22 protein-coding genes and 3 pseudogenes are annotated in these 26,043 nt (G+C 63.4%); 7 read left to right on the top strand and 18 right to left on the bottom strand.

What is annotated here, in order from left to right; genetic code table 11:
* Positions 1-115: 115 nt before the first annotated feature.
* Positions 116-637 (top strand): annotated as a pseudogene (locus BMI90_RS18025) (IS5 family transposase); the annotation flags it as partial.
* Positions 638-899: 262 nt separating this feature from the next.
* Here BMI90_RS18025 and BMI90_RS18020 read toward each other — a convergent pair.
* From BMI90_RS18020 to ftsH, 11 genes are all read right to left on the bottom strand, one after another.
* Entirely contained in the window at positions 900-2,045 is a 1,146-nt protein-coding gene (locus BMI90_RS18020) for a cation:proton antiporter (protein ID WP_078530857.1), read from the bottom strand.
* A gap of 49 nt (positions 2,046-2,094) precedes the next feature.
* Complete coding sequence (trxC, locus tag BMI90_RS18015; RefSeq protein ID WP_078530856.1) at positions 2,095-2,517, bottom strand: thioredoxin TrxC; 423 nt, start codon at positions 2,515-2,517, stop codon at positions 2,095-2,097.
* 57 nt (positions 2,518-2,574) lie between these two features.
* Positions 2,575-3,417 carry an ATP-dependent Clp protease proteolytic subunit gene (locus BMI90_RS18010; RefSeq protein WP_038147007.1) on the bottom strand — a complete coding sequence of 281 codons (843 nt, stop codon included), beginning with the start codon at positions 3,415-3,417 and terminating at the stop codon, positions 2,575-2,577.
* Positions 3,408-4,013: a rhomboid family intramembrane serine protease gene (locus tag BMI90_RS18005; protein WP_246831586.1), complete on the bottom strand. Its 606-nt coding sequence runs from the start codon at positions 4,011-4,013 to the stop codon at positions 3,408-3,410. Before BMI90_RS18005 ends, BMI90_RS18010 begins: the two co-directional genes overlap by 10 nt.
* 227 nt (positions 4,014-4,240) lie before the next feature.
* Positions 4,241-4,723, bottom strand: a complete 483-nt coding sequence (locus BMI90_RS18000; RefSeq protein ID WP_078530854.1) for a bacterioferritin — start codon at positions 4,721-4,723, stop codon at positions 4,241-4,243.
* A 53-nt stretch (positions 4,724-4,776) separates the two neighbouring features.
* Entirely contained in the window at positions 4,777-5,358 is a 582-nt protein-coding gene (locus BMI90_RS17995; protein WP_078530853.1) for an NADH dehydrogenase ubiquinone Fe-S protein 4, read from the bottom strand.
* 1 nt (position 5,359) lies between these two features.
* The gene (locus tag BMI90_RS17990; protein WP_078530852.1) at positions 5,360-5,980 is read right to left on the bottom strand and encodes a hypothetical protein; all 621 of its coding nucleotides are present in this window, start codon (positions 5,978-5,980) and stop codon (positions 5,360-5,362) included.
* 211 nt (positions 5,981-6,191) lie between these two features.
* Positions 6,192-6,839, bottom strand: a complete 648-nt coding sequence (locus BMI90_RS17980) for an HdeD family acid-resistance protein (RefSeq protein ID WP_038146996.1) — start codon at positions 6,837-6,839, stop codon at positions 6,192-6,194.
* 11 nt (positions 6,840-6,850) lie between these two features.
* The gene (locus BMI90_RS17975) at positions 6,851-8,008 is read right to left on the bottom strand and encodes a sigma-70 family RNA polymerase sigma factor (RefSeq protein WP_078530851.1); all 1,158 of its coding nucleotides are present in this window, start codon (positions 8,006-8,008) and stop codon (positions 6,851-6,853) included.
* Between the two features lie 77 nt (positions 8,009-8,085).
* The gene (locus BMI90_RS17970; protein WP_078530850.1) at positions 8,086-10,995 is read right to left on the bottom strand and encodes an AAA family ATPase; all 2,910 of its coding nucleotides are present in this window, start codon (positions 10,993-10,995) and stop codon (positions 8,086-8,088) included.
* 70 nt (positions 10,996-11,065) lie between these two features.
* Positions 11,066-12,898 carry an ATP-dependent zinc metalloprotease FtsH gene (gene ftsH, locus BMI90_RS17965; RefSeq protein WP_078530849.1) on the bottom strand — a complete coding sequence of 611 codons (1,833 nt, stop codon included), beginning with the start codon at positions 12,896-12,898 and terminating at the stop codon, positions 11,066-11,068.
* 172 nt (positions 12,899-13,070) lie between these two features.
* Here ftsH and BMI90_RS17960 point away from each other — a divergent pair, with 172 nt between their 5' ends.
* The 6 genes from BMI90_RS17960 (at position 13,071) to BMI90_RS17935 (ending at position 16,227) form a co-directional block, all read left to right on the top strand.
* Positions 13,071-14,006: a zinc metalloprotease HtpX gene (locus tag BMI90_RS17960; RefSeq protein ID WP_078530858.1), complete on the top strand. Its 936-nt coding sequence runs from the start codon at positions 13,071-13,073 to the stop codon at positions 14,004-14,006.
* 268 nt (positions 14,007-14,274) lie between these two features.
* Complete coding sequence (locus BMI90_RS17955; protein WP_078530848.1) at positions 14,275-14,703, top strand: Hsp20/alpha crystallin family protein; 429 nt, start codon at positions 14,275-14,277, stop codon at positions 14,701-14,703.
* 15 nt (positions 14,704-14,718) lie between these two features.
* Positions 14,719-15,117 carry an Hsp20/alpha crystallin family protein gene (locus BMI90_RS17950; protein WP_038073884.1) on the top strand — a complete coding sequence of 133 codons (399 nt, stop codon included), beginning with the start codon at positions 14,719-14,721 and terminating at the stop codon, positions 15,115-15,117.
* A gap of 18 nt (positions 15,118-15,135) precedes the next feature.
* Positions 15,136-15,627 (top strand): Hsp20/alpha crystallin family protein, encoded by a 492-nt coding sequence (locus BMI90_RS17945; protein WP_038147079.1) that lies wholly within the window; start codon positions 15,136-15,138, stop codon positions 15,625-15,627.
* 63 nt (positions 15,628-15,690) lie between these two features.
* Positions 15,691-15,870: a hypothetical protein gene (locus tag BMI90_RS17940; protein ID WP_078530847.1), complete on the top strand. Its 180-nt coding sequence runs from the start codon at positions 15,691-15,693 to the stop codon at positions 15,868-15,870.
* On the top strand, positions 15,871-16,227 hold the full coding sequence (locus BMI90_RS17935) for a trypsin-like peptidase domain-containing protein (RefSeq protein WP_146671346.1): 357 nt from the start codon (positions 15,871-15,873) through the stop codon (positions 16,225-16,227).
* Between the two features lie 124 nt (positions 16,228-16,351).
* Here the strand turns inward: BMI90_RS17935 and BMI90_RS17930 are convergent.
* The 7 genes and pseudogenes from BMI90_RS17930 to BMI90_RS18900 form a co-directional block, all read right to left on the bottom strand.
* Positions 16,352-17,233: pseudogene (locus BMI90_RS17930) on the bottom strand (bifunctional enoyl-CoA hydratase/phosphate acetyltransferase); the annotation flags it as partial.
* A gap of 40 nt (positions 17,234-17,273) precedes the next feature.
* Positions 17,274-19,031, bottom strand: coding sequence for an alpha/beta fold hydrolase (locus BMI90_RS17925; protein ID WP_051693716.1), 1,758 nt, complete (start codon positions 19,029-19,031; stop codon positions 17,274-17,276).
* Positions 19,032-19,349: 318 nt separating this feature from the next.
* Positions 19,350-20,300: an alpha/beta hydrolase gene (locus BMI90_RS17920; protein ID WP_168172817.1), complete on the bottom strand. Its 951-nt coding sequence runs from the start codon at positions 20,298-20,300 to the stop codon at positions 19,350-19,352.
* Positions 20,301-20,434: 134 nt separating this feature from the next.
* The gene (locus BMI90_RS17915) at positions 20,435-21,547 is read right to left on the bottom strand and encodes an ABC transporter permease (RefSeq protein ID WP_078530845.1); all 1,113 of its coding nucleotides are present in this window, start codon (positions 21,545-21,547) and stop codon (positions 20,435-20,437) included.
* 7 nt (positions 21,548-21,554) lie between these two features.
* Positions 21,555-24,293, bottom strand: coding sequence for a ribosome-associated ATPase/putative transporter RbbA (gene rbbA / locus BMI90_RS17910; protein WP_035745650.1), 2,739 nt, complete (start codon positions 24,291-24,293; stop codon positions 21,555-21,557).
* Positions 24,290-25,357: an HlyD family efflux transporter periplasmic adaptor subunit gene (locus tag BMI90_RS17905; RefSeq protein WP_035745651.1), complete on the bottom strand. Its 1,068-nt coding sequence runs from the start codon at positions 25,355-25,357 to the stop codon at positions 24,290-24,292. The genes rbbA and BMI90_RS17905 overlap by 4 nt, the downstream gene beginning before the upstream one ends.
* Positions 25,358-25,770: 413 nt before the next feature.
* A pseudogene (locus BMI90_RS18900) lies at positions 25,771-26,043 on the bottom strand (hypothetical protein); the annotation flags it as partial.

The raw sequence follows: 26,043 nt of genomic DNA, 5'->3' as shown, positions 1-26,043 counted from the left end.
GGCAGCCCCACACGCAAAGAACTCACCTTAGCACGGGCCGCAACGACGAAGATGACCCCCATGTTTTGTCCACTCCCCTCAAAGCGCCATGTCTCAGATTTAAAGGCAAAGCGACAATGGCGGCTCCAAGCGGCGCGTATGGCGCAAGATCCACCTTGGAATTGATGAGGAAACGCTGGAGATCCGGGCGGTCGAGGTCACCTCAAGCAATGTCGGCGACGCCCCGATGCTGCCGAACCTTCTCGCCCAGATCTCGGCGAACGAGGACATCGCCACTGTCACGGCTGACGGTGCCTACGACACACGCGCCTGCCACGATGCCATTGCGGCCCGTGGGGCAGCAGCGATCATTCCACCCCGTCGAAACGCCCGGCCTTGGAAGCCGGACACGGCAGGAGCTCGCGCACGCAACGAGATCCTGCGAGCATCGAAGCACCTGGGCCGGGCACTCTGGCGGAACTGGAGCGGGTACCACCGGCGCAGCAGGGTCGAGACGAAAATGAACTGCGTGAAGCTGCTCGGCCAGCGGCTGATGTCCCGGGAATTCGACCGCCAGGTGGCGGAGGTCCAGATCCGGGTGGCGGTCCTCAACCGCTTCACGGCACTCGGCATCCCGATGACCGTGGCCGCAGAATAAGTGTGCCCGGGGAAAGGGGGATTGCGCTCGCCAGCTGATTTATCCAACAGCGCCGGGCCAGGGCAAGATCGCGGCGCGGCATCCGCGGGTCTGATCCGGGCGCGCACGTCTATCCTTTCGGGATCGGTGCGCCGAGCGGTTCCGGAATACGGGCGCCCGAAAAGATCGAGGGTCGAAAAGGTATCGGCCGCCGCAGAAGGTTCTGACCGTGCCGCCCGACTGTAACCGCTCCAGCTGCCGAGATCATCTGTGGACGAAAAACTCAGGCGTTCAGTCCCGACCGCCTGATCATGAGACTTCCGACCACAATGCTCGCACCAACCGCGAGTAGGATAGGGCCGGCGAATTCCTCCGCAACAATGCCCGACGCCGAGGAAACCGATAGCAGCATCAGGCTGAATTCTCCTCCGTGGGCCAGGATGATTCCGGTGCGCAATGAGGTCTGAAACGACTCGCCGAATAGTCGGGCGACGACCATAACAATCAGCGTCTTGCCCACGAGAAGAATGACAAGCCAGATCAGCACGACAGGCCATGCAGAAGGAATGATGCAAAGTGGCAATTGCGTTCCGATGCCGATAAAGAAAATCCCGACAAACAAATCGCGGAAGGGCCTAATCTCGTTCTCGACCGCATGGCGCGCGTCGCCCTCGCCGATAATCATGCCGGCCGCAAATGCGGCGAGTGCCGGAGAAAGGCCGGCGGTGGCCGCGACAATCGCGGAGCCTAGTGCAATGGTGAGCGCGAGGAGTTGGGCAAGTTCCGGATCGCCACGCGACGCTACCCAACGGGCAAGTATCTGCACCGGGCCACGGGCAATGAACAGAGCTGCAACCAATGCCGTTGCACCGGCGACGACCGTTATCACGGCATACCCTTCGGCGGCCCCGCTCATTGCATCGTGAAGAAGCAGAAATGCGACGGCTGCCAAATCCTGAAACAGAAGCACTGCAATGGCGAGGCGCCCTTGGGCCGATCCTAGAGCGTTCACGCTTGCGAGCACCTTGAGGCACATGGCCGTGGACGACATGGCAACGGCCCCGCCGACAAGGATCGCGGCGACGGGCGCGAGGCCGAATGCCAGACTTCCCACGACCGCAGCGAGTATTGTCGTGATCGCGACCTGCGCGGCGCCGACACCGAAAACGTGATGCCTGAGCGTCACAAGCTTCTCGAACGAGAATTCGAGGCCGAGCGCGAACAGCAAGAGTATCACGCCAATCTCGCCGATGTTGGTGAGGGCGGTGCTCTGAGCAAGCAGGCCGAAACCGGCCGGCCCAATCAACAGACCGGTCAGGATGTATCCCACGATGCTGGGCACGCCGATCCGTGAGCACGTCGTGACGAACACGAATGCCACTCCGACCAGCAGGGCCGCACTTTCGAGAAATCCGGTCACGCTGTGCATTTGACTTATCCAAATCGCATGGCGCAGGGAAGGCCAGGAGCCAAAATCATCAGAGCCGCGATTGCGCCCATTGCGCAATCTGGGCGGCAGACATCGCGCCGCTCTGGCGCGCGATTTCCTTGCCGCCTTTGAAGAGGATCATGGTGGGAATGCCGCGGATCTCGTAGCGGCCGGCGATCTGCTGTTCGGCTTCCGTATTGAGCTTGCCCAGGCGGACACGGGGTTCGAGCGAGCGCGCCGCCGCTTCGAATTGGGGCGCCATCATCTTGCATGGCCCGCACCACTCGGCCCAGAAATCGACGAGCAACGGCAGGTCGGCATTAGCGTGGCGGTCGAAATTCGCCGCCGTTAGCGTAACCGGATGGCCCTGAAAGAGGGCGCCGCCGCAGCGTCCGCAGTTGGGATTGTCGCCCAGGCGCTCTTGCGGCACCCGGTTGGTGGATTTGCAGTTCGGGCAGATAACGGTCGTCATTTGGTTTCCTTTGCTGAGCAGGCCCGGTCTTCCGGGCGGTGGATGGTTCTCTCGACGTCAGTGGCCAGACAGGCCGCGGCGCGCCTCGCGTTCTCGCGGCACGGGCAGATATTCGACGCCGCCGCCCTGCCGCCGGACAGGCTGCGGGTAAAGCGTCATCAGTTCCAGGACTTCCTTGGGCATGTCCGTTCCAACGGGCAGGCCCAGCTCGCGTGCCTCATCGGCGGAGATCGGATAATCATGGGTCCAGGTGCCGGTCGCCAGTTTCGCCGCCACATCCGCCGCCCGGGCCTCATCCATTTTGTCCGAGAGAAGCCGCTTCGCGAAGGCCTCGATCTGCGCGATGGCCTTGCGACCGACATCGGCCATGATCAGCGTCTGGTCGTCGATCTCGGCGATGGGTTTTTCCTCGACGACCTTGATCAGCGAGGCGGCGGGCATCTGGCCGAGCTGCGGATCGACGGGGCCCAGCACGGAATGCTCGCACATCACGATCTCGTCGGCGGCAAGCGCGATCAAGGTGCCGCCCGACATCGCGTAATGCGGCACGAACACGGTGACCTTTCCCTTATGGCCCTGAATGGCCCGCGCGATCTGGGTTGCTGCCAGCACCAGCCCACCCGGCGTGTGCAGCACGATATCGAGCGGCACCTCGTCGTCGGTCATCTGTATCGCACGCAGGACTTCCTCGGAATCGTTGACGTCGATGTAGCGCATCAGGGGAAAGCCCAGCAGGTTCATGGTCTCCTGCCGGTGGATCAGCGAGATGACGCGGCTCGCGCGTTTCTTCTCGATCTGGGCAATCTTGCGGGTGCGCATCGCCTCCAGATATCTGCGCTGAAGCACCGGTTGCAGCGCAGAGAAGATGAAGAAGAGCCAGAAAAGCTGCGTTATGTCCATGGACCTTGTCCTCCTTGCCGTCGGCCGTCGGGCAAAAAGCCGTAGATGCCTTCGTCGCGGTAATAGTTGCGATAGCCGTCGGCGCGCCTTCGAAGGAATGGCGTGACGAGCCAACCGGCGACGAACCCGCCGATATGCGCCCACCAGGCGACGCCGCCCATGGCCTGATCGCCCAGCGACAGGATGCCGGGGATCACCTGCAGGCCGAGCCAGATCATCGCGAAGCCAAGGGCCGGGACCTCGAAGAACAGCGGCAGGAAGAGAACCGGCACCATCACCACCAGCTTCGCCGCCGGAAACATGCGCGCATAAGCGCCGATCACGCCCGCGATCGCGCCGGATGCGCCGAGCGAGGGAATGACGGAATCGGGGTTGGCCAGGGCATGCGCCAGGCTGGCCGCGATACCGCAGAACAGATAGAACAGCGTGAACCGGCCCGGCCCAAGCCGGTCCTCGACCGCGGGGCCGAAAATCCAGAGCGTCCACATGTTCAAGATGAGGTGAAGCCAGCCCCCGTGCAGGAAGATATTGGTCAGGAATGGGGTCCAGCCGGACGGGGCGATGAGGCTTAGCTGTCCGAAGAAGCGCGAAGGCACCAGCGCGAACTCGAAAAGGAACCTGTCTACCACGCGCGGCGGCAGGCTTGTCTGATAGAGAAACGCGAGGACGTTCGCAGCAATGAGCGCCCATATGATGACGGGCGGGTAACGGCGTGCGACGCTGTCAAGATAGGGAAACAGTGGCAGTCTCCGCGTTCATCGGGGTGTCTGGCGGTCGTGGCGGAGCAAGGCGCGCGCGCGCGCGCCCGCCTTGCCCCTCGCCGTCACGCTTCGGCCTTGGTCTCATCGAGGAAGCGCAGGCTGTAACTGGCCTCGCCCAGCCTTTCGATGAGCTCGAGCTGCAACTCCAGCCAGGCCTTGTGCCCTTCCTCGTCGAGCACGATTTCCTCGAACAGCATTCGCGATCCGATGTCGTTTTCCTCTGCCGCGGCGCGTGCCGCCTGGCTGTAGAAGGCAATCGCCTCTTCCTCGTCCTTGAGGTCGGCTTCAAACATCTCGCGCAGGGTCTTTGCCCGAACCGGCGGCTTGTCGAAAGCCACCTCGGGCTCACCCTTGAGAAACAGGATCCGCTCCAGAAAGCGGTCGGAATGGCCGCCTTCCTCGGTCTGTTCCTCGCGCATCTGCGCGGCGAGACCGACAAGGCCCCAGTCCTCCAGGACATGGGCATGAAGCTGATACTGGTGTGTGGCGCTGATCTCCATCCTGAGCGCCTTGTTCAGGTTATCGATGGTTTTGGCGTTGGACATTCCATCTCTCCTCGGTTGGGTTATGGTAAAGTATCAGCTCCGCAGGCGGGGCGTCACGTCTTGCGCCGCCCCGCCGCGACGGTCACGCCCGTCCAGGCCGGCGGATCAGAAGCGGGGAAGGATTCGAGATCGGCCTCAAGCACCGGATCGAGCGGGCGATCATCGGTCCCGGACAGATCCCGCGCGCCATCTTGATCGACCGCCCTTCGCAGGCGGTGGTCCGAATGCCCCTGACCCGTGCCGGAGGAGACCCGAAAGGCCCCCGGCGCATCGGCCCCCTTGTAGAGTCGGTGCCTTTCCTGCCCCCGCCAGGGGTTGGGCGCGGTGCGGTGCGGGGCGTCCTCGCGCACGACATAATGCCAGTCCTGCCGCTCTGCGAAGTCCACGGCGCTATCGCGGTCGGGGAATTTCAGCCGGATCGGGCGATAGGGATCGTCGCTGGAGGTATGTCCCATCAGCGGGTCGATCTGCGGCGGCCGGGACGGCTCGAACTCCAGGACCCAGTAGTTGGGCCGAGGCGCCGATGTCATCGCGGAACGGGCAGGACGGTAGATGATTGCCGTCGGCACGTCCCAGGATGGCAGATCGGTTCCGGGAATTTTCGGCGGGAATGGTGGACGATTATGGCCGCGCATATCAGTTCTCCCGGGTGTCGGTGGATACGAGAAGGTGACGTTCGAGATCGTCGAGTTTTTCCATTCGCCTCGAATTCAGTCGAACGGCGCGTTCGGTGTTCTGCGAAGGAAAGGCAGCAGCGTGCAGGACGTCCGACCGCATCGCTATCGTGAGATCGGCGACGGCATTCATCACGCCCTCTCCGTCCCCGTCCGAGAGCGTGCCGTCAGCAAAACCGGACTGCAAGCTCTCCAGTACCTGCTCGAAGCTGGACACGACCCCTGCACTCGCGACCACAGCCAGCTTGTGGCTGAGAACACGCAGTTCATCGATCAGCTTCGCATCGTGCCTTGCGGTTTCCACGATCTCTGCGACCTTCTCGATACAGGCCATGTAAATGTCGCATTGCTGCTGGAGGATGATGACCCTTCCTTCCTTGCGAAGCTCGAGATCGGTCTGGCGATTGAGAAGCGCCGCGGTCAGAATGATCGTCACGACAGCGCCGAGGAAGATGAGCGTCATCTCCTGCGCGAAAGGCAGTATGTCTTCGGCAAGATACATCGAACGAAAAACGAAAAGGATTCCGATGCCCAAGGCAGCGGCCGCACCAGCAAATGCCAAGTCAGGCAGGCGGTTCGACATCAGCACCTCGCATTTTCGGTGTCAGGTGGCATGCACGGCTTTGCATCGGCGTCCGGCGCCTCTGCGTCCCGGTGCCGCAGGAAGATTGGCGTCGGACCGCTGCCGAACGGATTGAAGCCGGTGCTCAGGCAACGGTCGAAGATCGTTTCGTCCCATCGGGTAAAATCGTGCTCCTCGCCGGCAAGTCGCCCGTCATGCATCACAGGGCACCTCACGCCTTTGCCGATGGGGGAGCGTCATCGAAGGCCGCACCGTCCGAACGATCCGCCTTGCGAAGCCGTAACCCGAGGAGGATCATCATCACCCCGAAGAACGCGGCGTAGAAGCCGATCAGCCAGCCGAGCGCGAGGAAGCTTTCGACCGGGCGCGTCAGCAGCATCCAGGTCACGACGACACCGAGAACGACCGAGAGAAGGCCGCTTAGGATCAGCCAGATTTCGCCGTCGATTTCCTTTCGCAGGCGGATCGCTGCCGCGATCTCGAGGGCACCCGAGAACACGGACCAGAAGGCGATGCTGGCCCAGAGGAATGTCGCAAGCACAAGCGTCGCGACAAAAGGCGAGACAACCACGACGACGCCCGTGGCGATGCCCAGAATGCCGCTGAACATCAGCCAGCCCCAGCGTTCGCCCTTGCGGATGTTACGTATCGCGGCGACGAGGCCGAACACGCCGTCGGCAAAGGCGAACGCGCCGAAGACCAGCGTGAGCGCCAGAAGCGATTCCGCAGGCATGACGAAGGCTAGCACTGCGATGATCAATGCGAGCACGCCGCGTAACACGAATGCCCACCAATTCCGGGACAGGCTGCACAGCATGTCCTGCATCTTGTCGGTCGGGTTTTCAGAGGCTGTGGTCATTGGTCGATCTCCTATTCAGTTCCATGTAAGCTGTCGGAGCCGGCCTCCTCGCCGGTTAGGGCGGCGGCCAAGCGGCGGCGATCCTCGATCGGCTGAGGCAGACGCTGCGTGTGAGCGATTTCCCGTTGGACGGGCGCGCGGCCTGATGGTTCTCTGACCAACCCGGCTTCGGCAAGCCTCGCGCGTAGTGTCGCGCCCGCATTTTCTGCGATCTCCGCGACCTCTGCCTCGGTCAGGCCGAAAAGGTCTGCCGTCTCCGCGATCGTAGCGTTGTCGAGGTGGAGCCGATAGAGAACGCGGCGTTCGACCGACGGAAGATCGGCGATTGCCCGGTGCAGCACCATGGCGATCTTATGCCGATCCGCTTGGCTCTCGGGGTCTGTGCCGCCGTCGTCGGCGATGAGGTCCTCCAGCATCAGCACTTCGTCGGGCTGGTAGAACTCGAACATCGCCTGATCCGCCTCGGTCGGATCCTCCGCCGGGGCCTTGGGTTCCGCCTCGATGGAGGCGGCATCCTCAGGCATGGCGCGGCGGGCGGCGCGGGATTCTTCCTCGATGGTCTGAAAAGCCAGCCGTTTCAGCCAGTCGCCGACGGAAAACTCCGAAGGCCGATCCTCGAAGCGGGCCAGCCCCTTGAGGATCGTCGCATCGACGATATCGCGAACGCTCAGGTAGCCAGCCGGCACAGACCCGCTACACTCGAGATAGGTCAACTCGCGCCTGACGGTATCGTAGACCGTATCGAGATGATCCTCGATCAGGTCAAAGAAGAGCTGGCGCCGGTCCGCTTCCGCCGCATCCCGCGCGGGCGGCAGCGGGGCGCCGATCCGGCGCCGGCGGGCGGGGCGCTTGTATTCAGGCTCGTGCTTGAGGCGCGCCACATGCCGATCGACCTGGTGGCGCAGGTCGGCAAAGGTCTTGCGCAGGACAGGCTCGATCTCGAATCCCTCTTCCCGCGCCACGATCACGCCCGACGGCAGTTGCAGGCGCAGGCTGACTTTGATGCGCTTCTTGCCCCTCGTCTGCGAGGCAACGACTTCGAGCCGGACCAGATCCTCGCGAAAGCGCGCAAGGTGCGGTTCAAGTTGCCGCACCTCTTCCTCGATGACCTCAGGCGCGCGCTGTTGGCCGTGCCGGTCGAGATTGCGGAATGATCTAATGACGTGCATGCCGTGGACCTTCCTATAACTCTCCGAAGAGATGGTCCGGCGCGACCGATATCGCGCCGGGCCAGTCTTTTGCGCTGTCACTCGGCGGACTTGTCGTCCTTGGACTGCACCTCATCCCCAACGCTGGGCTTCGGAACGTCCGTCTTGTTTTCGGCAACTTCGCTGGACTCGCCGATCCCGGCTTGGGCCGGATCGTCCGGGCTGTCGTCACCGGTGTCCTTTACGATCTTTTCGAACACGACCCTCTGTTCGTCCTCCGACCAGGCGACGCGGACCTTGTCACCATCCTCGATCCGCCCGGAGAGCATCTCGCGGGCCAACTCGGTCTCCAGCTCCGACCGGATCAGCCGGCGCAGCTCGCGGGCGCCGAATTCGGGGCGGAAGCCGACGGCACCGAAATGATCGACCACGCTGGTGTCGAATTCGAGTTCGACGCCCTGGGTCATCGCGGTGCGCTTCACCCGGTTCAACTGCAATTCGACGATCTGGCGGATCTCCGACTGGTTCAGCGAGTGGAAGACGATGATCTCGTCGATCCGGTTGATGAATTCGGGCCGGAAATGACCGCGCAGCACGTCCATCAGTTCGGATTTCTGCTTTGCCTCGTCGAACTCCTTCGTGCCGCGCTTCTGTAGGTTGCGCTGGATGATGTCGGAACCGAGGTTCGAGGTGGCGATGATGATGGTGTTGGTGAAGTCTACGACGCGCCCCTTGCCGTCGGTCAGACGCCCGTCGTCGAACACCTGAAGCAGGATGTTGTAGACATCCGGATGCGCCTTCTCGATCTCGTCGAGCAGCACCACCGAATAGGGCCGGCGGCGGACCTTTTCGGTCAGCTGGCCCCCCTCGTCATAGCCGACATAGCCCGGAGGCGCGCCGACCAACCGTGCCACCGCGTGACGCTCGCCATATTCCGACATGTCGATCCTGAGAAGCGCATCCTGATCACCGAAGATCACCTCGGCCAGCGTCTTGGCCAGTTCCGTCTTGCCGACGCCGGTCGGCCCGAGGAAGAGGAAGGTCGCAGTCGGACCGGAGCCTTCGCGCAGACCCGCGCGCGCGAGACGCACCGCATCGGCCACGGCGTGGATCGCTTCTTCCTGGCCGATGACGCGCTCGTGCAGCTTGTCTTCGAGCTTGAGGAGCTTGTCCTTCTCCTCGGTGGTCAGTTCGGTGACCGGAACCCCGGTGATCTTCGAGACGATCTGGGCGACGTGATCGGCGCGCACCTCGGCGGTCGCCGAAGCCTGATCGCGTTTCCATACCTCCAGCAGCTCGTCGAGCTCCGTCTGCTTGGCCTCCAGTTCCTTCTTCAGCTCGGCCGCCCGGTCGAATTGCTTGCGCGCGGCGGCATAGTCCTGTTCGCGCCTGATCTGCGCGACCTCGGCTTCGAGCTCCTGCACGTCCACGGGCCGCGCAGTGGCCGAGATCTTCACCCGCGCCGCGGCCTGGTCGATCAGGTCGATCGCCTTGTCGGGCATGAAGCGACCGGTGATATAGCGATCCGAAAGCTCTGCGGCGGCGATGATCGCCTCGTCGGTGATCGTCACCTTGTGGTGGCTTTCGAGCGTGTCGCGCAGCCCGCGCAGAATCATGATCGTCTGTGCGACCGTGGGCTCGTCCACATAGACCGGCTGGAAGCGGCGTTCGAGTGCGGCGTCCTTCTCGATGTATTTCTGGTATTCGTTGAGCGTTGTCGCGCCAATCAGGTTCAACTCGCCGCGCGCCAACGCCGGCTTGAATGTGTTGGCGATGTCAAGTCCGCCCTCGCCGCCGCCCTGGCCGGCGCCGACGATGGTGTGGATCTCGTCGATGAAGAGAATGAGGTTGTCTTTCTCCTCGGTTATCTCCTTGAGGATCTTCTGCACGCGCTCCTCGAACTCGCCGCGATACTTGGACCCTGCGACCATCGAGTTGATGTTCAGTTCAACCAGCCGCTTGTCGCGCAGGGCCTCGGGCACCTCGCCGGCCACGATCCGCTGGGCGAGCCCCTCGATGATGGCGGTCTTGCCGACGCCGGGCTCGCCGATCAGCACGGGGTTGTTCTTCTTGCGCCGCGCAAGAACCTCGATCGTCGTCTCGATCTCGCGGGCGCGACCGATCACCGGATCGAGCTTGCCCTCGCGCGCGGCCTTGGTGAGGTCGCGGCTGAACTGGTCGAGATCGGGGGTGTTCGACGGAGTCTCGACGCGGCCTTCCTCGGCACCCTTGCCGACCACCTTCGTCACCTGCTGGCGCAGCGCCTGCGGCGTCAGCCCCAGCTTGCGCAGCATCGCCGCCGCGAGGCCTTCGCCCTCTTCGGCGAGCCCGATCAGCAAATGTTCCGGCCCGACATAGGAATGGCCAAGCTCGTTCGAGGCGATGAAGGCGCGGTTCAGCGCGTCCTTGAGACGCGGGCTGACACCGATCTCGCCCTCGGCCTTGCCCTCGCCGTGTTTGGCCTCTTTCTCGATCTGGCGGGCAAGATCATCCGCATCGACCTTGAACTGCTCAAGGATCGTGCGCACGACATCCGACGTTGTCAGCGCCAGCAGCAGATGTTCGGTATCCACCTCGTTGCGACCGAACTCGCCCGCCTTCTGCGCCGCCGCCTGCAACAGCTTGTTGCCCTGTTCGCTCAACCGGTCGGCGATCGTCTGCCCGCCGCCGCCCCGGCGTGCTCCGCGGCGCGGCGCTTCGCCGCCGAAGGTCGCGTCCACCACATCGTCATCCCCGACGTCGCCACCGGTATCCGTCGCGCCCACAGAGCGGCCCCGCATCGGGCTGTCCTCGAAGAGGCTGCCAAAGCCGCTGTCGCCAAAGAACTCGTCGAACAGCGAAGACCGCCCGAACAGCGATTCGAGCGGCGAGGCGCTGCGGCCCGACCGGCGCACCATCTCGCGGTAATGCTGGTCGCAAAGCTCCATGTCCTGCGTCTTGCCGTTGATCGAGGCCCGCACGCGCGCCGTCGCCGGGCGGCCGCAGATATCGCATTTTCCGTTCGCCATTTTTTGGGCTCCTTCAAGTTGAAATTGTCACGACTACACATTGAAGTGCGTGACGTGTATATGACGTGTATCAAACCTCCTTGTCCCGGGCCGGTTGGACCTTGCCCTGAACCTCCGCAAGGTCGGTCTCGTCCAGCGTCTCCTTCTCCAGCAGTCTCCGCGCGGTCTCCTCCAGCAGGGCGCGGTTCGTCGTCAGCAACGCCACCGCGCGCTCGAAGACCCCATCGACGATGTCGCGCACCTTGCGGTCCATCGCCTCGGCCGTGGCCTCGCTGTAGCGCCGGTTGAGCCAGGACGACTGATCGCCGGTGCCGAGAAAGCCGGGCCGCTCGCTGTCGTAACTCACATGGCCCAGATCGGGGTCCATCCCGTAGCGCGCCACCATCGCGCGCGCGATGTCGGTGGCCTTCACCAGATCGTCCGCAGCCCCGGTCGAGAGATGATCGTAGATCACCTTCTCGGCCGCGCGCCCGCCCAGAAGCACGGCGATCTTGTTCTCCAGCTCCTCGCGGGTCATCAGGAAGCGGTCCTCGGTCGGGCGCTGGATCGTGTAACCGAGCGCGCCGATCCCGCGCGGGATGATCGAGACCTTGTGCACCGGATCCACCCCCGGCAGCGCCATCGCCACCAGTGCGTGGCCCATCTCGTGATGGGCCACGATCTCGCGTTCGCGCGGGTTCAGGAGGCGGTTCTTCTTCTCCAGCCCCGCGACGATGCGCTCGACGGCATTGGTGAAATCCTCCATGCCCACGGCCGCCGCCTTGCGGCGGGTGGCCAGAAGGGCGGCTTCGTTGACGAGATTGGCCAGATCCGCCCCGGAAAAGCCGGGCGTCAGCGCCGCGACCTTCTCGGCGTCGACATCCGGGGCGAGGGTGACCTTCTTCATGTGCACATTGAGGATCTGCACGCGGCCCGTCTTGTCGGGCTTGTCCACCAGCACCTGCCGGTCGAAGCGACCCGCGCGCAGGAGTGCCGGGTCGAGGATCTCGGGCCGGTTGGTGGCCGCCAGCAGAACGATGCCGGCCGACGGGTCGAACCCGTCGAGCTCGGTCAGAAGCTGGTTCAGCGTCTGCTCGCGCTCGTCATGGCCACCGGCGACCTGCCCGGCCGCGCGGGCGCGCCCGAGCGCGTCGAGCTCATCGATGAAGATGATCGCGGGGGCGGATGTCCGCGCCTGCTCGAACAGGTCGCGCACCCGCGCGGCGCCCACGCCCACGAACATTTCGACGAATTCCGACCCCGAGATCGAGAAGAAGGTCACGCCCGCCTCACCCGCCACGGCGCGCGCCAGAAGCGTCTTGCCGGTGCCCGGCGGCCCGACCAGCAGGATGCCCTTGGGGATGCGCGCACCGAGCTTGCCGTAGTCGGCCGGGTTCCTGAGAAACTGCACCACCTCTTCCAGCTCGGCCTTGGCCTCATCCACGCCGGCGACATCGGCGAAGCTGACGCCAGTTTCCTTTTCCATATAGACCTTGGCCTTCGACTTGCCGACCTGCATGAAGCCGCCGAAACCCTGCCTGTCGGCGAACTTGCGAAACAGCAGCATCCAGATGCCGAAGAAGACGAGCGCCGGCGCCACCCAGGAAATCAGCGTGCCGAGGAACGTGTTCTGCGGCACGCCGGTGATTTCGACCCCCTTCTTGTCGATCAGTTGCAGGATCGAGGGATCGACGATGGTGGTCACGAAGTCGTTCTTGCCTTCCACTGGAACCGTAAACCGGCCCGAAATCGTATCGCGCCCCACGGTGACCGATTCGATCTTGCCGTCCTCGAGATAGGTCTGGAACTGGCTGAAGTTGATCGGTGCGACGGATCGCCAGCCCGCGATCGCGTTTTGGAGGAATAGAACGGCCACAAAAGCCACCACCCAATACCAGATGTTATATTCGGTCTTCTTTTCCATTTCTCACCTGTTAGGTTCCAACCCGCGAACAGCTTATTGCGTTGTCGGCGCACCGCCAGACCAAAGTCGCGCCCCACCTCGTTTTTCGGGGGCGGGATCATTCCAGGGGTCGAAACCGTCCGGCCCTTCGGCTATCTACGGGCGACTGACCCCGATGAAAGGCCCGGCCGAGATGACGTTCAATCCCCGCCACCGGTTCATCAACCTTGCCCAGTCTGTCCTGCTGCTGGCGGGAATGGGCGCCATCGGCTGGGTCGCCCTCAATGCCATCGTCGGCCCCGATCTGGCGCTGGCCATCGTTCTGGGCTCGCTGGGTGGGCTCCTGCTGGCGCCGGGGATGTCGAAACAGATCCTGATCCGCGCCTATCGCGCCCGCCGCCTGACCGGGCGCGACTTTCCCGAGGGGCTGGCGATCCTGGGCGAGCTGGCGCGCCGGGCGGGGCTGCCGCGGGTGCCGGAACTTTACTACATCCCCAGCGGATTGCCGAACGCCTTCGCCATGGGCAAGCCGGAGGACAGTGTGGTCTGCATCAGCGACGGGCTCTTGCGGCTGCTCGATCGCCGCGAGCTGGCCGGCGTGCTGGCCCATGAGGTCGCCCATGTCGCCCATCGCGACCTGTGGATCATGGGGCTGGCCGATGCGTTGTCACGGGCGGTGTCGCTGGCATCCTGGTTCGGCCAGGTTATCCTGCTTGTGAACCTGCCGCTGATCCTCATGGGTGCGGCCTATGTGCCCTGGGAGGTGCCGCTTCTCCTGATCTTCTCGCCCACAATCATGGCGCTGCTGCAGCTTGCCCTATCGCGGACGCGGGAATATGAGGCCGATCTGGGCGGTGCGCGGCTGAGCGGCGACCCGGAGGGGCTGGCCTCGGCGCTTCTCAAGCTCGAACGCAGCGCAGGCCGGTTCTGGGAAGAGATGTTCCTGCCGGGCCGCCGCATCCCCGTGCCTTCGCTGCTGCGCACCCATCCGCCGACCGAGGAGCGCGTGCAGCGGCTGCGCGCGCTGGCGGGGCCGCTTCGACCGACACATCCCGAGGCGCCGTTGCGCCTGCCGCAGGCCGGCCGGATCGCGCCGCCGCACTTCGGGCCCTGGGGTGTCTGGCGCTGAGCGAAAATTTCGTCGTGCCTCTCTTGAAACGAGCGTGACACATTCCTTGATCACAATCGAGACGCCTAGTTGGGGTTTCAAGGACACGCAGAAAGGTTCGGCTGCAAGAGCGGACCACCGATGGCTCGCCAGTTCGGGAGTTTATCGGAAACGCGACGACACTAGAACGCCGATCGTTCGGCGGACCTTTCAACCGGTCCGGCTCCTCGGGCGCCCTGACTGACACGAGACCTTTCGTGTCATTGATTGGCAATAAAGGAGGCGAGACATGCTTTATCCCACATACATGCGCCGAAGCGACCCGTTCGCGCTGATGCGCTCCATGCTGCACGATACAGACCGCTTCACGCCGTCGTTCGCGGCCCGGCCCGCCTTTCCGGCGGTGAACGTCTGGCAGAGCGACGACGCCGTGGCGATCACCGCCGAACTGCCCGGCGTCGATCCGGCTGATATCGACATCCATGTAAAGGACCACGTGCTGACCCTTTCGGGCGAGCGCAAGGCGCCGGACCTTCCCGAAGGCGCCCGCTGGCACCGCAACGAACGCGGCTATGGCAAGTTCAGCCGTGCGGTCCGTCTGCCCTTCGTCGCCTCCGACGACAAGGTCGAGGCGCGGATGACCGATGGCGTTCTGCGTATCGTCGTCGGCCGTCCGGAAGAGGACAAGCCGAAGAAGATTGCGATCAAGGCCGCCTGAGAGGAGGAGTTCGACATGACCACCGAAGTCACTAAAACTGCCGAGAAGACCCCGGCCGAGACGCCCGAGACCACCACCGGCGGGCACATCTATCAGCCGCTGGCCGATATCGTCGAGACAGACGAGGGCGTGACGCTGATGCTCGAGATGCCGGGTGTTGTCCCCGATGACGTGGATGTCACGCTGGAAAAGCGCGTGCTGACGATCCGCGGCAAGGTGCGGCCCACCAGCACCGAAAAGCTGCAACTGGCCTATGCCGAATATGGCGAGGGCGATTACGAGCGATCCTTCACCCTGTCGGAGGATTTCGACCCCGAAAGGATCGAGGCATCGGTCTCGCACGGCGTGCTGACGCTCTCGCTGCCGCGCGCGGCCGAGACCAAGCCGAAGAAGATCGCCGTCAAAGCGTCCTGAACAGAAGGAGGAATGGATATGCAGATCAAGGACCTGATCCCCTGGGCGCACAAAGATCACGCGCCCGAACCGAAAGCTGGTGACCAGAATCCCATCGCTACGCTTCAGCGAGATATGAACCGCCTGTTCGAAGGCTTCTGGAACCGCGTCGGCGATCTCGACTGGCCCTGGGGCAGCGGAGAGGCCCGCTCGGACGTGGTCGAGACCGACAACGCGGTCGAGGTGTCGATCGAGCTCCCCGGCATGGAGATGAAGGACATTGAGGTGTCCGTCAGCGACGACATGCTGACCGTCAAGGGCGAGAAGAAGATCGAGCGGCAGGACGAGAAGAAGGGCTACTACCTCTCCGAGCGCAGCTATGGCGCGATCTACCGCACGATTCCGCTGCCGCCCGGCGTCGATGGCGAGAAGGCCGAGGCGAGTTTCAAGGACGGCGTGCTGACGATCCGTCTGCCGCAGACACCCGAAGCCCAGGCCAAGGTCAAGCGCATCGAGGTCAAGGGCGCCTGAGGGCGTGTCACGGCGCCGCCGCGGGATAACCCGGCGGCGCCTTTTCCCCGAAAAAGAGATGACATGCTGGCAAGACTCGCCCTAAAATTTATTTATCCGATCGGCATCCTCTCAGGCCCGACGGCCGCTCAGGTTGTGAGCGCCGAAGCGGATCCGCGCGGCATGCCGACCATCGCGCCGCTCATCGACGCGGTCGATGATGCGGTGGTCAACATCGCGGTGGTTTCGGAACGGCCCGCGTAAATGACGCCGCTGTTTCGCGATCCGGCCACCGACAACGCCGTGCTCAGGAGCGAGGCCGATAACCTCACCGAGGTAGCGCTCGGAAATTCCGAGGATCTTCTGGTGGACGATTTCGTGGTGGCCATCGGCAATCCCTTCGGCCTCGGCCAGACGGTGACCAGCGGTATCGTCTCGGCGCTTGGGCACTCGGGTATCAACCCCGAGGGCTACGAGGATTTCATCCAGACCGACGCGTCGATCAATCCAAGCAACTCGCGCGGCGCGCTCATCAAGCTGGATGGCAAGCTCGTCGGCATTAATACGGGAGTGGACAAAACATGGGGGTCATCTTCGTCGTTGCGGCCCGTGCTAAGGTGAGTTCTTTGCGTGTGGGGCTGCCATGGACGTACGGATTACAATCGAAACTACCTTCGACAACGGGGAGAAGCGCACTCATCAGCTTGACGGCATTCTGGCAGATGTCGCGCTTATGCTCTAATGTCGGTGCGATATTGATCGCGGTATCGGTGACGATCACCGGCTTGCGATAGGCGGGCACATCCATCGCATAGACATGGCTGATCCGGCGTTCGGTGCGCAGGCCGCCGCTTTTCGAAACCACCGCCGCAAGCAGTTCATCGGAATGCAGGCTGCCCTTGACCAGCACCTGGACCTTGCCACAGGCCGCCAGTTCCACCGCCCGCGCCGCCGCTGCATGGCTGTGCTCTGTCTCCTCGATCCGGAAGCCGTCAAGCGAGACCCCGGCCTCGGCGGCCGCCGCGCGAATCTTTGCGCCGGGACCGATCAGGATCGGGTCAAGCAGGCCTTCGTCGCGCACCTCGATCGCGCCAAGGATCGCGGATTTCGAACAGGGATGCACCACCGCCGCCCGCACCGGGGGCAATGCGCGGGCCTCTTCGACAAAGCCCTGCCAGCGCCCCTTCGGCAAGACCACCGCCTCGGGAAGGTCACCCGGCACCCAGGTCACCTGCTCGACCGGGGCCAGCACCAGCGCCTCGCCCGAAAGCACCACCTCGCCCCGCTGATTGCGGGCGGTGGTCGTCAGGCGGACACGGTTCTTGCCCTCGATCAGCTCGGCCACTTCAACTTCGGCGGTGATGGTATCGCCTGGCGAAACCGGCTTGTTAAAGCGGATCTGCTGGTCGAGATAGATCGTCCCCGGCCCCGGCAGGCGGGTGCCCAGCACCGCCGAAATCAGCGCCGCAGTCCACATGCCGTGCACCACGACATGGCCAAACGGCCCATGGGCGGCGAAACCGGCATCCAGATGCGCGGGGTTGGCGTCGCCGGAAACAGCGGCGAACAATTCAATATCCTTGGGACCGACGTGGCGGACAAGACTGGCGCGGTCGCCGATTTTCATCTGGTGAAACAGATAGTTGGTCAGAGTGCCGGTCATCTTGTCACCTCTGGAAAACATATGTGCCGGGCGCATCTGCCAGCGCGTTGCCCATTGCGGGCGGCGCGGCGGGGGCACCCGAACGCGCGGCAAGCCAGGCCTGCCAGGGCGTCCACCACGAACCCTCGGTTGCAGGATTGGCCTCGACCCAGGTCTCGGGCGGCAAAAGCGCGTCGTCATGGGCGCGGGTCGCCAGCCGGTAGCGGCGGCGCGGGTGACCGGGAGGAGAGACGATCCCCGCATTATGCCCGCCCGACGTCAGCGCGAAAGTCACCTCGCAATCGGTGAACTGGTGGATTTTGTAGACCGACTTCCAGGGTGCGACATGATCGCGCTCGGTCCCGACGGCAAAGATCGGCACCCGGATGTTCTGCAACAGAACTGTCTTGCCCCCGGCGGTGAAGCGTCCCGAAGAAAGCTCATTATTCAGATAAAGCCTGCGCAGATATTCGGCATGCATCCGATAGGGCATCCGGGTGCTGTCGGCATTCCAGGCCATGAGATCATTCATCGCCGTCCGCTCGCCCATCATGTAATCGCGCACCATCCGGGACCAGATGAGGTCATTCGAGCGCAAAAGCTGAAACGCCCCCGCCATCTGATCGGCAGAGAGATAGCCGCGGTTCCACATCATGCTTTCAAGAAGATGCAGCTGGCTTGGGTCGATGAACAACGCAAGCTCGCCCGGTTCGGCGAAATCGACCTGCGCGGCAAGCAGCGTCAGCGAGGCGAGACGCGCGTCCCCCTTCCCCGCCATGGCAGCCGCCGCGATCGACAGCAAAGTGCCACCCAGACAATAGCCGGTGGCGTGGATTTTCTGATCGGGCATTAGACGGGTGATCTCATCCAACGCGGCCATCACGCCCAGCCGGCGATAATCCTCCAGCGTCAGATCACGATCCTCTGCACCCGGATTGCGCCAGGAAATGGCGAAAACCGTGTGGCCCTGCGCCACCAGCCAGCGGATCAGGGAATTCTCCGGGCTGAGGTCGAGGATATAGTATTTCATGATCCAGGCCGGAACGATCAGCACCGGCTCGGGGTGCACGGTTTCTGTCGTGGGCGTATACTGGATCAGTTCGATCAGGTGGTTGCGGAAGATTACCTTGCCCGGCGTCACCGCCACATCGCGACCCGGTGTAAAGGCCTCGACACCCTCTGGCGGCTCCTGCCGGATCTGGCGGACGACGTCCTGCAGCCAGTTCTGCCAGCCCTTCACAAGGTTCATGCCTCCGGTAGCCCAGGTCCGTGCCACAACCTCGGGATTGGTAAAAGGGTTGTTCGAAGGCGCACAGACATCAAGGATCTGTTTCGCGGCAAAAGACACCACATCCTCGTGGTGCTTCGTCACGCCCGGAACCTCATGGGTGACGTTATGCAGCCATTGCTGCTGCAGCAGGAAAGCCTGCGACATCCAGCTGAAGGGCGGTTTCGCCCAGGCTTCACCGGCGAAACGGCGGTCGCCCGGCAAGGGCGTGATGACCGGCGCGGCCTGCGGATCCATCGCCGAGGCCATCAGATGCGCCATGAGACGCTGCCATTTGCGGCCCGCCTTGACGCCCAGTTCCATCTGCTTGCCCGGTGCCTGCGCCAGATGAAAGGCCCAGTCGACATAGGCCATCATCAGCGAGCCGGGCGAGACCCCGCCGCTGAGCTGTCCCGAGAGCGCCTCTCGTATGCGGTCAACGGCCTGAAAAGCCTCGATGCCAAGGCTTTCATCGCCGGTTGCACCCGAGCCATCTGATTTGGGAGTAAGGGCCATGTCGCGTCTCCAATTTACCGGCGGAAGTTAGCACAGAACTATCAACGAGTGTTGATCGAATTCAAAGAGTTCAAGATTTTTCTTGAACATAGGCATTGCGCCCAAGGCCCGATGCCGACGACATGTCGTAAAGCGCCGTCAAACCGCCGAAACAGCCGCCCCCGGACTGAACAGGCAAAGCATCGGCGTCCGGCGGCGGACACGGAATCCCCTGTCCCTGCCCTGATCATCATGGACGATTACCGGCAAAACGGCGCGACGTCGAGGCCATGACCCGGCCAATGCCGCTGGCACCAACGCCGGGCCAAGGCCGCGGCCTCAATCCGCCAGCACATCACCGATGCCAGTGAAGACACCACCGACCTGATTGAAGACAAAGGCCCCCGCCAAGCGTACCTCATCGAAAAGGGTGTTTTCAACCACAGCCCCGGCCTCGCCGGAAAGCAGGCCGACATAGCGGCTGTGGGCGGGATCATCGGTCGGAATATCGGTAATATCCACGATCCGTATTCCGGTCGCGACCGCCAGGCGCTGGACCGCCGGATCACGCACATCGACAAGCCCAAGCCGTATCCGACGTGCCGAAAGCCGCGACGACAGTTTCAGCGCCAGATCGTCCGAGGAGACGAGCACCGTGATGGGATGCTTCATCGGCCCAAGGCTGACCATCTGGGCGCGGAAAAGATCGATATCAATATCCGGGGCGGCAAGGATGACCTCGATCCGGTCCAGCACATCGTCCCGCCCGGCAAGACGCAGTTGCACCAGCGTCTCCATCGTCAGCCGCGCGCCCATGCTGTGAGCCAGCACCGGCACCGCGTCGGAAGCGGACCGACCCTTTGTCAAAAGCCGCAGCAGATCGGCAAGCGCCGCGCGGGAAAAGTCAGACGCGTCACGATCAGCCAGATAGGCGCCCGGATCGCCTGCCGAGGGCCATGTAAAAAGGACGGGCTTTTCCTCGATATGCGCATCGACCGAAAGCTGCGCGGTACGGAACAAGGCCTCATGAAAGCGGGTGTTGAAGCCGTGGACATAAAGCCCGACCCCCTCGCGCGAGAGACGCTTTGCAAAGGCGTCACGGCTAAGCGTCTGCCGGCTGCGCATCACGAAATTCCGGTCGGCGCTGCTGCCATTGCGATCCGGCCATTCAATCTTTCCCGGCCGATGGCCAGGCGGCACCGAGACCTCGTATTCCAGCCAGCTTGGCCGGATGGAGCGAGAGTCGCCAAAGGCCCCCGGCAGATTTGCCTCGGGCGCGCGGGTGGTCATGGTCAGCACCCGGACAAGGCGGGCGCCCTCGGGCAGGGCACCGGCATCGGGGGCCAGAACTTCCGGCCCCGGACGCGCAGCGCAGCCTGCAAGCGCAAGCGTCAGGATCAGAAGCAGGCGGCCCAACATATGCCTTACCGCAGGAATTTCTTGAATCGTATCAGTGCCAGCCAGAACAGCGCCACCCCGATCGCCGCCAGCGCCGCGAACTGGGGCCAGACCACGTCAAGCCCGGCACCTCGGAACAAGATGCCCTGCGAGAGGATGATGAAATGCGTGTTGGGGGCTGCAAGCATGATGGTCTGGATGATCTCTGGCATGGATTCCCGCGGCGTCATCGCGCCTGACAGCACCTGCAGCGGCAAAAGCGCCATCATCAGCAAAAGCGCGAATTGCGGCATCGACCCGGCGATGGTGGCAAGGAAAATTCCAAGCCCCGTCATGGCGAAAACCATCAGCACCGCGCCCGCAAGAAACAGCACGACCGAGCCCTGCACCGGAACCGCCATCAGCGCCTGCACCACAACACTTAGCGAAAAGATCGACCCCAGCAGCACCGCCAGCCCCATCGACCAGATCTTGGAAAACATGATCTCGGTCGGGGTGACGGGCATGACCAGCAGGTGCTCGACCGTGCCATGTTCCTTTTCGCGGATCAGCGCCGCGCCGGTCAGCACCAGCGACAGCATGGTGATCGACCGGATCACGGCGGAAATCGCGCCGAACCACTTCGGATCCAGCGAGGGATTATACCGCGCGCGGAGCGCCAGATCGACCGGCAGCGCGGTCTCGGCCCGGTAGCCCGCCACATATTCCGAAACCTCGGAGGACACGATCTGCTGGATATAGCCGCCGCCGGTGAAGGCCTGGCTCATCCTTGTCGCGTCGATATTCAGCTGGATCGCCGGGTTTTTTCCGGCCAGCACATCGCGCGCGAAATCCGGTGGGATGTTCAGCGCAAAAGTATCCAGCCCCTGATCCATCCGCCGATCCATCTCGGCCGTCGTGGTCATCTGCGGCTCGACAAAATAGGGCGGATAAAAGGCCGAGGTGATGCGGGCGGAGAGATGCGACTGATCCTCATCCACGATCGAGATCGCGGCATTCGTCAGCGCCTCGGGCGAGACGTTCGCAGAGGTCCAGATCGAGAGCGAAAAGGAATAGACGATCAGCACCAGCATCACCGGATCGCGCCAGAGCCCGCGCAATTCCTTGACGCCCAGATTGAAGGTGTTGCGCAGGTTCATCCGCCCCTCACTTCGCCTGTTTTTCCAGGAAGGCCGCCGCCAGCCCGATAATCACCGGAATGGCGATGCCCATGGCCAGCATCGGCCCGGCCAGTTCCGCCATTCCGAAGGCCTTGGAGAAAGCCCCCCGCGCGGCGGTGATAAACCAGGTCGAGGGGTAGATCTCGCCCAGAACCCGGCCAAAACCCGACAGCGAAGAGACCGGGTAGATCAAACCCGAATAGCTGACCGCCGGGATCATCGTCAGCATGGCGGTCGCGAACAGCGCCGCGACCTGACTTGCGATGAAGACCGACACCAGAAAACCAAGCGCCGTGGTCGCGGTGACATAGATCAGCGCCGAAAGGGTAAAGCCCAGAAAACTGCCGTTGAAGGGCACTGCGAAGAATGTGACCGCCATGGCCATCATCAGGAAGAAATTCAGCATGGCCAGCGCGATATAGGGCAGCTGTTTGCCAAGCAGAAATTCCAGCCGCGTCACCGGCGTGACGTAGAAATTGATGATCGAGCCCAGTTCGCGTTCACGCGCGACCGAAAGCGTGGTCAGGATCGCCGGGATCATCAGCAAAAGCAGCGGGATGATCGCCGGGACCATCGCATTCAGGCTGCGCACGTCGGGGTTGTAGCGGTATCGGGTCACCAGTTCGAAACTGCCGCCGCTCGCCTTGTCACCGTAAAGCTGACGCGCCTGACGTGTGATCCAGTCGGCATGCATGCCCTGCACATAGCCCTGCACCGTATTGGCGCGGCTGGGGTTGGCGCCGTCGAACCAGGCCCCGACCTGCACATCCCTGCCTGCCGCGATATCGGCGGCAAAGCCGGGCGGGATCTCGATCGCCAGCGCCAGCTCGCCCGAGCGCATTCTTGCGTCGATCTCGTCGTAACTTGTCAGGGCCGGCTGTTCGATGAAATAGCGCGATCCCGCAATATCGGCGATATAATTGCGGCTGGTGGTGGTCTGGTCGCGGTCAAGGGCGGCGAAGGTCAGATCCTCGACATCCATGTTGATGCCCAGCCCCACCACGATCATCAGAAGAAGGCTGCCGACCAACGCCATGGTCAGCCGGATCGGATCGCGCTGCAATTGCAGGCTTTCCAGCTGCGAATAGCTAAGCAGTCGCCGCAGGCTGAAGCCGGATTGCTGCGCGTGATGGGTCACCCCGGCTGCGGGGGCCTCGGGCGCGGCCTCGGGCGCAGCGGCGGGGGCGGGTGCCGTCTCGCCAATCGCCTCTTCAAGATAGGCGATGAACGCGTCTTCCAGCGTGGCGCAACCTTTGGCTTTCGTGATCCCCTCGGCGGTGTCCGAGACCAGCACCTTGCCCGCATGCATCAGGCTGATGCGGTCGCACCATTCCGCCTCGTTCATGAAATGGGTCGAGACAAAGATCGTCACGCCATCCTTGCGCGAAAGTTCCGCCAGAATGCGCCAGAAGCCGTTGCGCGCCACCGGGTCCACCCCCGAGGTCGGCTCGTCAAGGATCAGGATCTCGGGCGCATGGATCATCGCCACCGCCAGCGAAAGCCGCTGGCGGATACCCAGCGGCAACGCCTCGGGCAGGCTGTCGGTCACGTCGCCCAGATCGAACCGGGCGATCATCTCGTCAACCCTGGCGGGGATCTTCTCGGCCGCCATATCGAAAAGCCGCGCGTGCAGATCAAGGTTCTGACGCACCGTCAGCTCGGAATAGAGCGAGAAGGCCTGCGACATGAACCCGACCCGGCGGCGCACCGACAGATCGCTTGCATCGACCTCATGGCCGAAAAGCTTTGCCCGGCCCTCACTCGGCTCCAGAAGCCCGGTGAGCATCTTCATCGTCGTCGTCTTGCCGCAGCCGTTCGAACCCAGAAAGCCGAAAATCTCACCCCTGGGGATGCGGAAGGAAACATTGTCGACCGCCACGAAATCGCCAAAGCGCTGCGTCAGCCCCTCGGCCTCGATGGCGATATCGCTGTCATCGGTGGTCCGCGGCGGGATCACCACGGCACTGTCTTCGCCCCGGTCTTCTTCGGGCAAAAGCGCGATGAAGGCTGCATCAAGCGTGTCGGCCCCGGTCCGCGACAGCAGATCGCTGGTGGTGCCGGTGGCCAGCACCCGGCCCGCATTCATCGCAACCAGCCAGTCGAAGCGCGCGGCCTCTTCCATATAGGCGGTGGCGGTGATCACGCTCATCCCCGGCCGTGTCGCGCGGATGCGGTCGATCAGATCCCAGAACTGGCGGCGCGACAGCGGATCGACGCCGGTGGTCGGCTCGTCAAGAATCAGGAAATCGGGATCATGGATCAGCGCGCAGCACAGACCCAGCTTTTGCTTCATGCCGCCCGACAGCTTTGACGCCGGGCGCGACCGGAACGGCGTCATGCCGGTCGCAGCCAGCAGATCGGTGATCCGCCGCTCGCGTTCGGCCTTGTCATGACCGAAAAGCGAGCCGAAGAAATCAAGGTTCTCTTCGACCGAAAGCGTCGGGTAGAGGTTCTTGCCCAGACCCTGCGGCATATAGGCGGTGCGGGGGCAGACGCGGTTGCGATGCGCCACATCGCGCATATCGCCGCCCAGAACCTCGACCTTGCCCTGCTGGATCACACGTGCCCCGGCCAGCAGCGACAGAAGGCTGGACTTTCCGACCCCGTCTGGCCCGATCAGCCCGACCATGCGCCCCTCAGGGATCTCCAGCGTCACATTGTCAAGCGCCGTGACCTTGCCATAGCGCAGCGTCAGGCCGGAGACCCCGGCAACTGAGCCGGTCATTTCACGACATTGGAAAGAAAGTCAGGCCAGGCGGCATCCGGATCAAGCCGCAGATAGGCCATGCCCGGCAGGCCGGTTTTGACATATTCGATATGCCGCGACAGCAGCTCGGGGTCGATGCGGGCACGGACGCGGAACATCAGCTTTTCGCGCTCATCGGCGGTCTCGACCGTCTTTGGCGTGAACTGCGCCACATCGGCAACATAGGAAACCGTGGCCGGGATCACGAATTCCCGCGCCGCATCCATGACAAGGCGCACCTCTGATCCGACCTGCACCCGGCCGACCTGCGATGTCGGCAGAAAAACCGTCATATAGACATCGCCCAGATCGACAAGGCTGAGGATCCGCCCGCCAGAGCCGACAATCTCGCCCTCTTGTGCGATGCGATACTGGATCCGGCCCGTGCGCGGCGCTTTCAGCGTGGCGTCGTCCAGAGAGGCCTGGATCGCATCAATCGACGCCTTTGCCGCCTCGACGGCCGCACTTGCATCGACCACCTGCGCCTGCGCGCTGCTGACCCCCGCCAGCGCTGCCGCATGGCTGGCTTCGGCCGAGGCCACACCGGCGCGGGCCTGGGCGTCCCGGGCGCGGTCATCATCCAGCACCTGCTGCGAGATCGCACTGGTCTTTGCAAGCTGCTCAGAGCGTTCAAGCCTGCGCGACGCGGCATCGGCAACCGAGCCTGCCTGATCAACCGCGGCCCGGGCCGCGCGCTCTTGTGCCTCGGCCTGAGCGACCAGCGCCCTTGCTGTCTCGACGCCGATTTCGGCGCGGGCAAGCTGCGCTTCGGCCTGACGTTTTTGTGCGTTCAGCTGCACCACGTCCATCTGCACCAGCACATCGCCTGCGCTGACCATGTCACCTTCGGCAGCGGTGATTTCGGCGATTCGGCCGCCGGTGAGCGCCGCGATATCCACCTCGGTCGCCTCGATCCGGCCATTGGCGCTGGCAAAACCCGCCGGCAGACCGGCGGGTTGCAGCCGGTCCCAGGCCAGCCAGCCAAGCACGGCGACAACGGCCAGGCCGCCCAGAATAATGGTGTTTCTGCCGGGCTTTGCCATGATCTGCCTCTGATTGCTGTGCTGATGGATGCTTCGCGCATGTCCCGATGCGGTTTTCGCCCTACGCTCCCCTGTTGTCAACGCTCGATGACAGGGTAAAAACCTGTATGGGGGTCTGTTGCCGGACGGTGCTAAATCCTACGCTCTCATGAGCGTTTTTGATCTTCCCGACACGATTAGACTATCCCGCTGGCGCGAGATGGTCAAAAATCTGTAGCCTGTGCAGGCGCTGGAGACGGCAGGCCGAACCGATGGTTGTCATTCTCTCATCCGCGGATTGGATACCGCCTGACCAAATTCGATACGGGTGACCTCTCTCTAAGACCGGATGTCTGTCCCAAAGCGTAGACCGAGGATTTCCCTATCCATGGCCGCCATCTCCAGCGTGCTGCACAGGCAGTCTGAGTTGGCGATCAGGCCGTAAGCGGCGTCCTGCGCGCGATATCCCAGATGAACCCGGCCAGTTCCCGGGCGATTGCGCCCAACACGCGCGGCTGCGGTTTGCCTGTCCGGCTCAAAGCTCGATACCGTTTGCAAAGTCGCGTCTGAGCTTTCCAGCCAATATCCTTGATCTCCTGCGGCAGATGCGCCGAGCGCTTGAGATACGGAGGGAGTGGACAAAACATGGGGGTCATCTTCGTCGTTGCGGCCCGTGCTAAGGTGAGTTCTTTGCGTGTGGGGCTGCC

The sequence above is a fragment of the Thioclava sp. L04-15 genome (genome assembly GCF_002020275.1).
GTDB lineage: Bacteria > Pseudomonadota > Alphaproteobacteria > Rhodobacterales > Rhodobacteraceae > Thioclava > Thioclava marina.
Note: the sequence above shows the minus strand (reverse complement) of the source record. Positions and strands in the feature narration are given on the sequence as shown.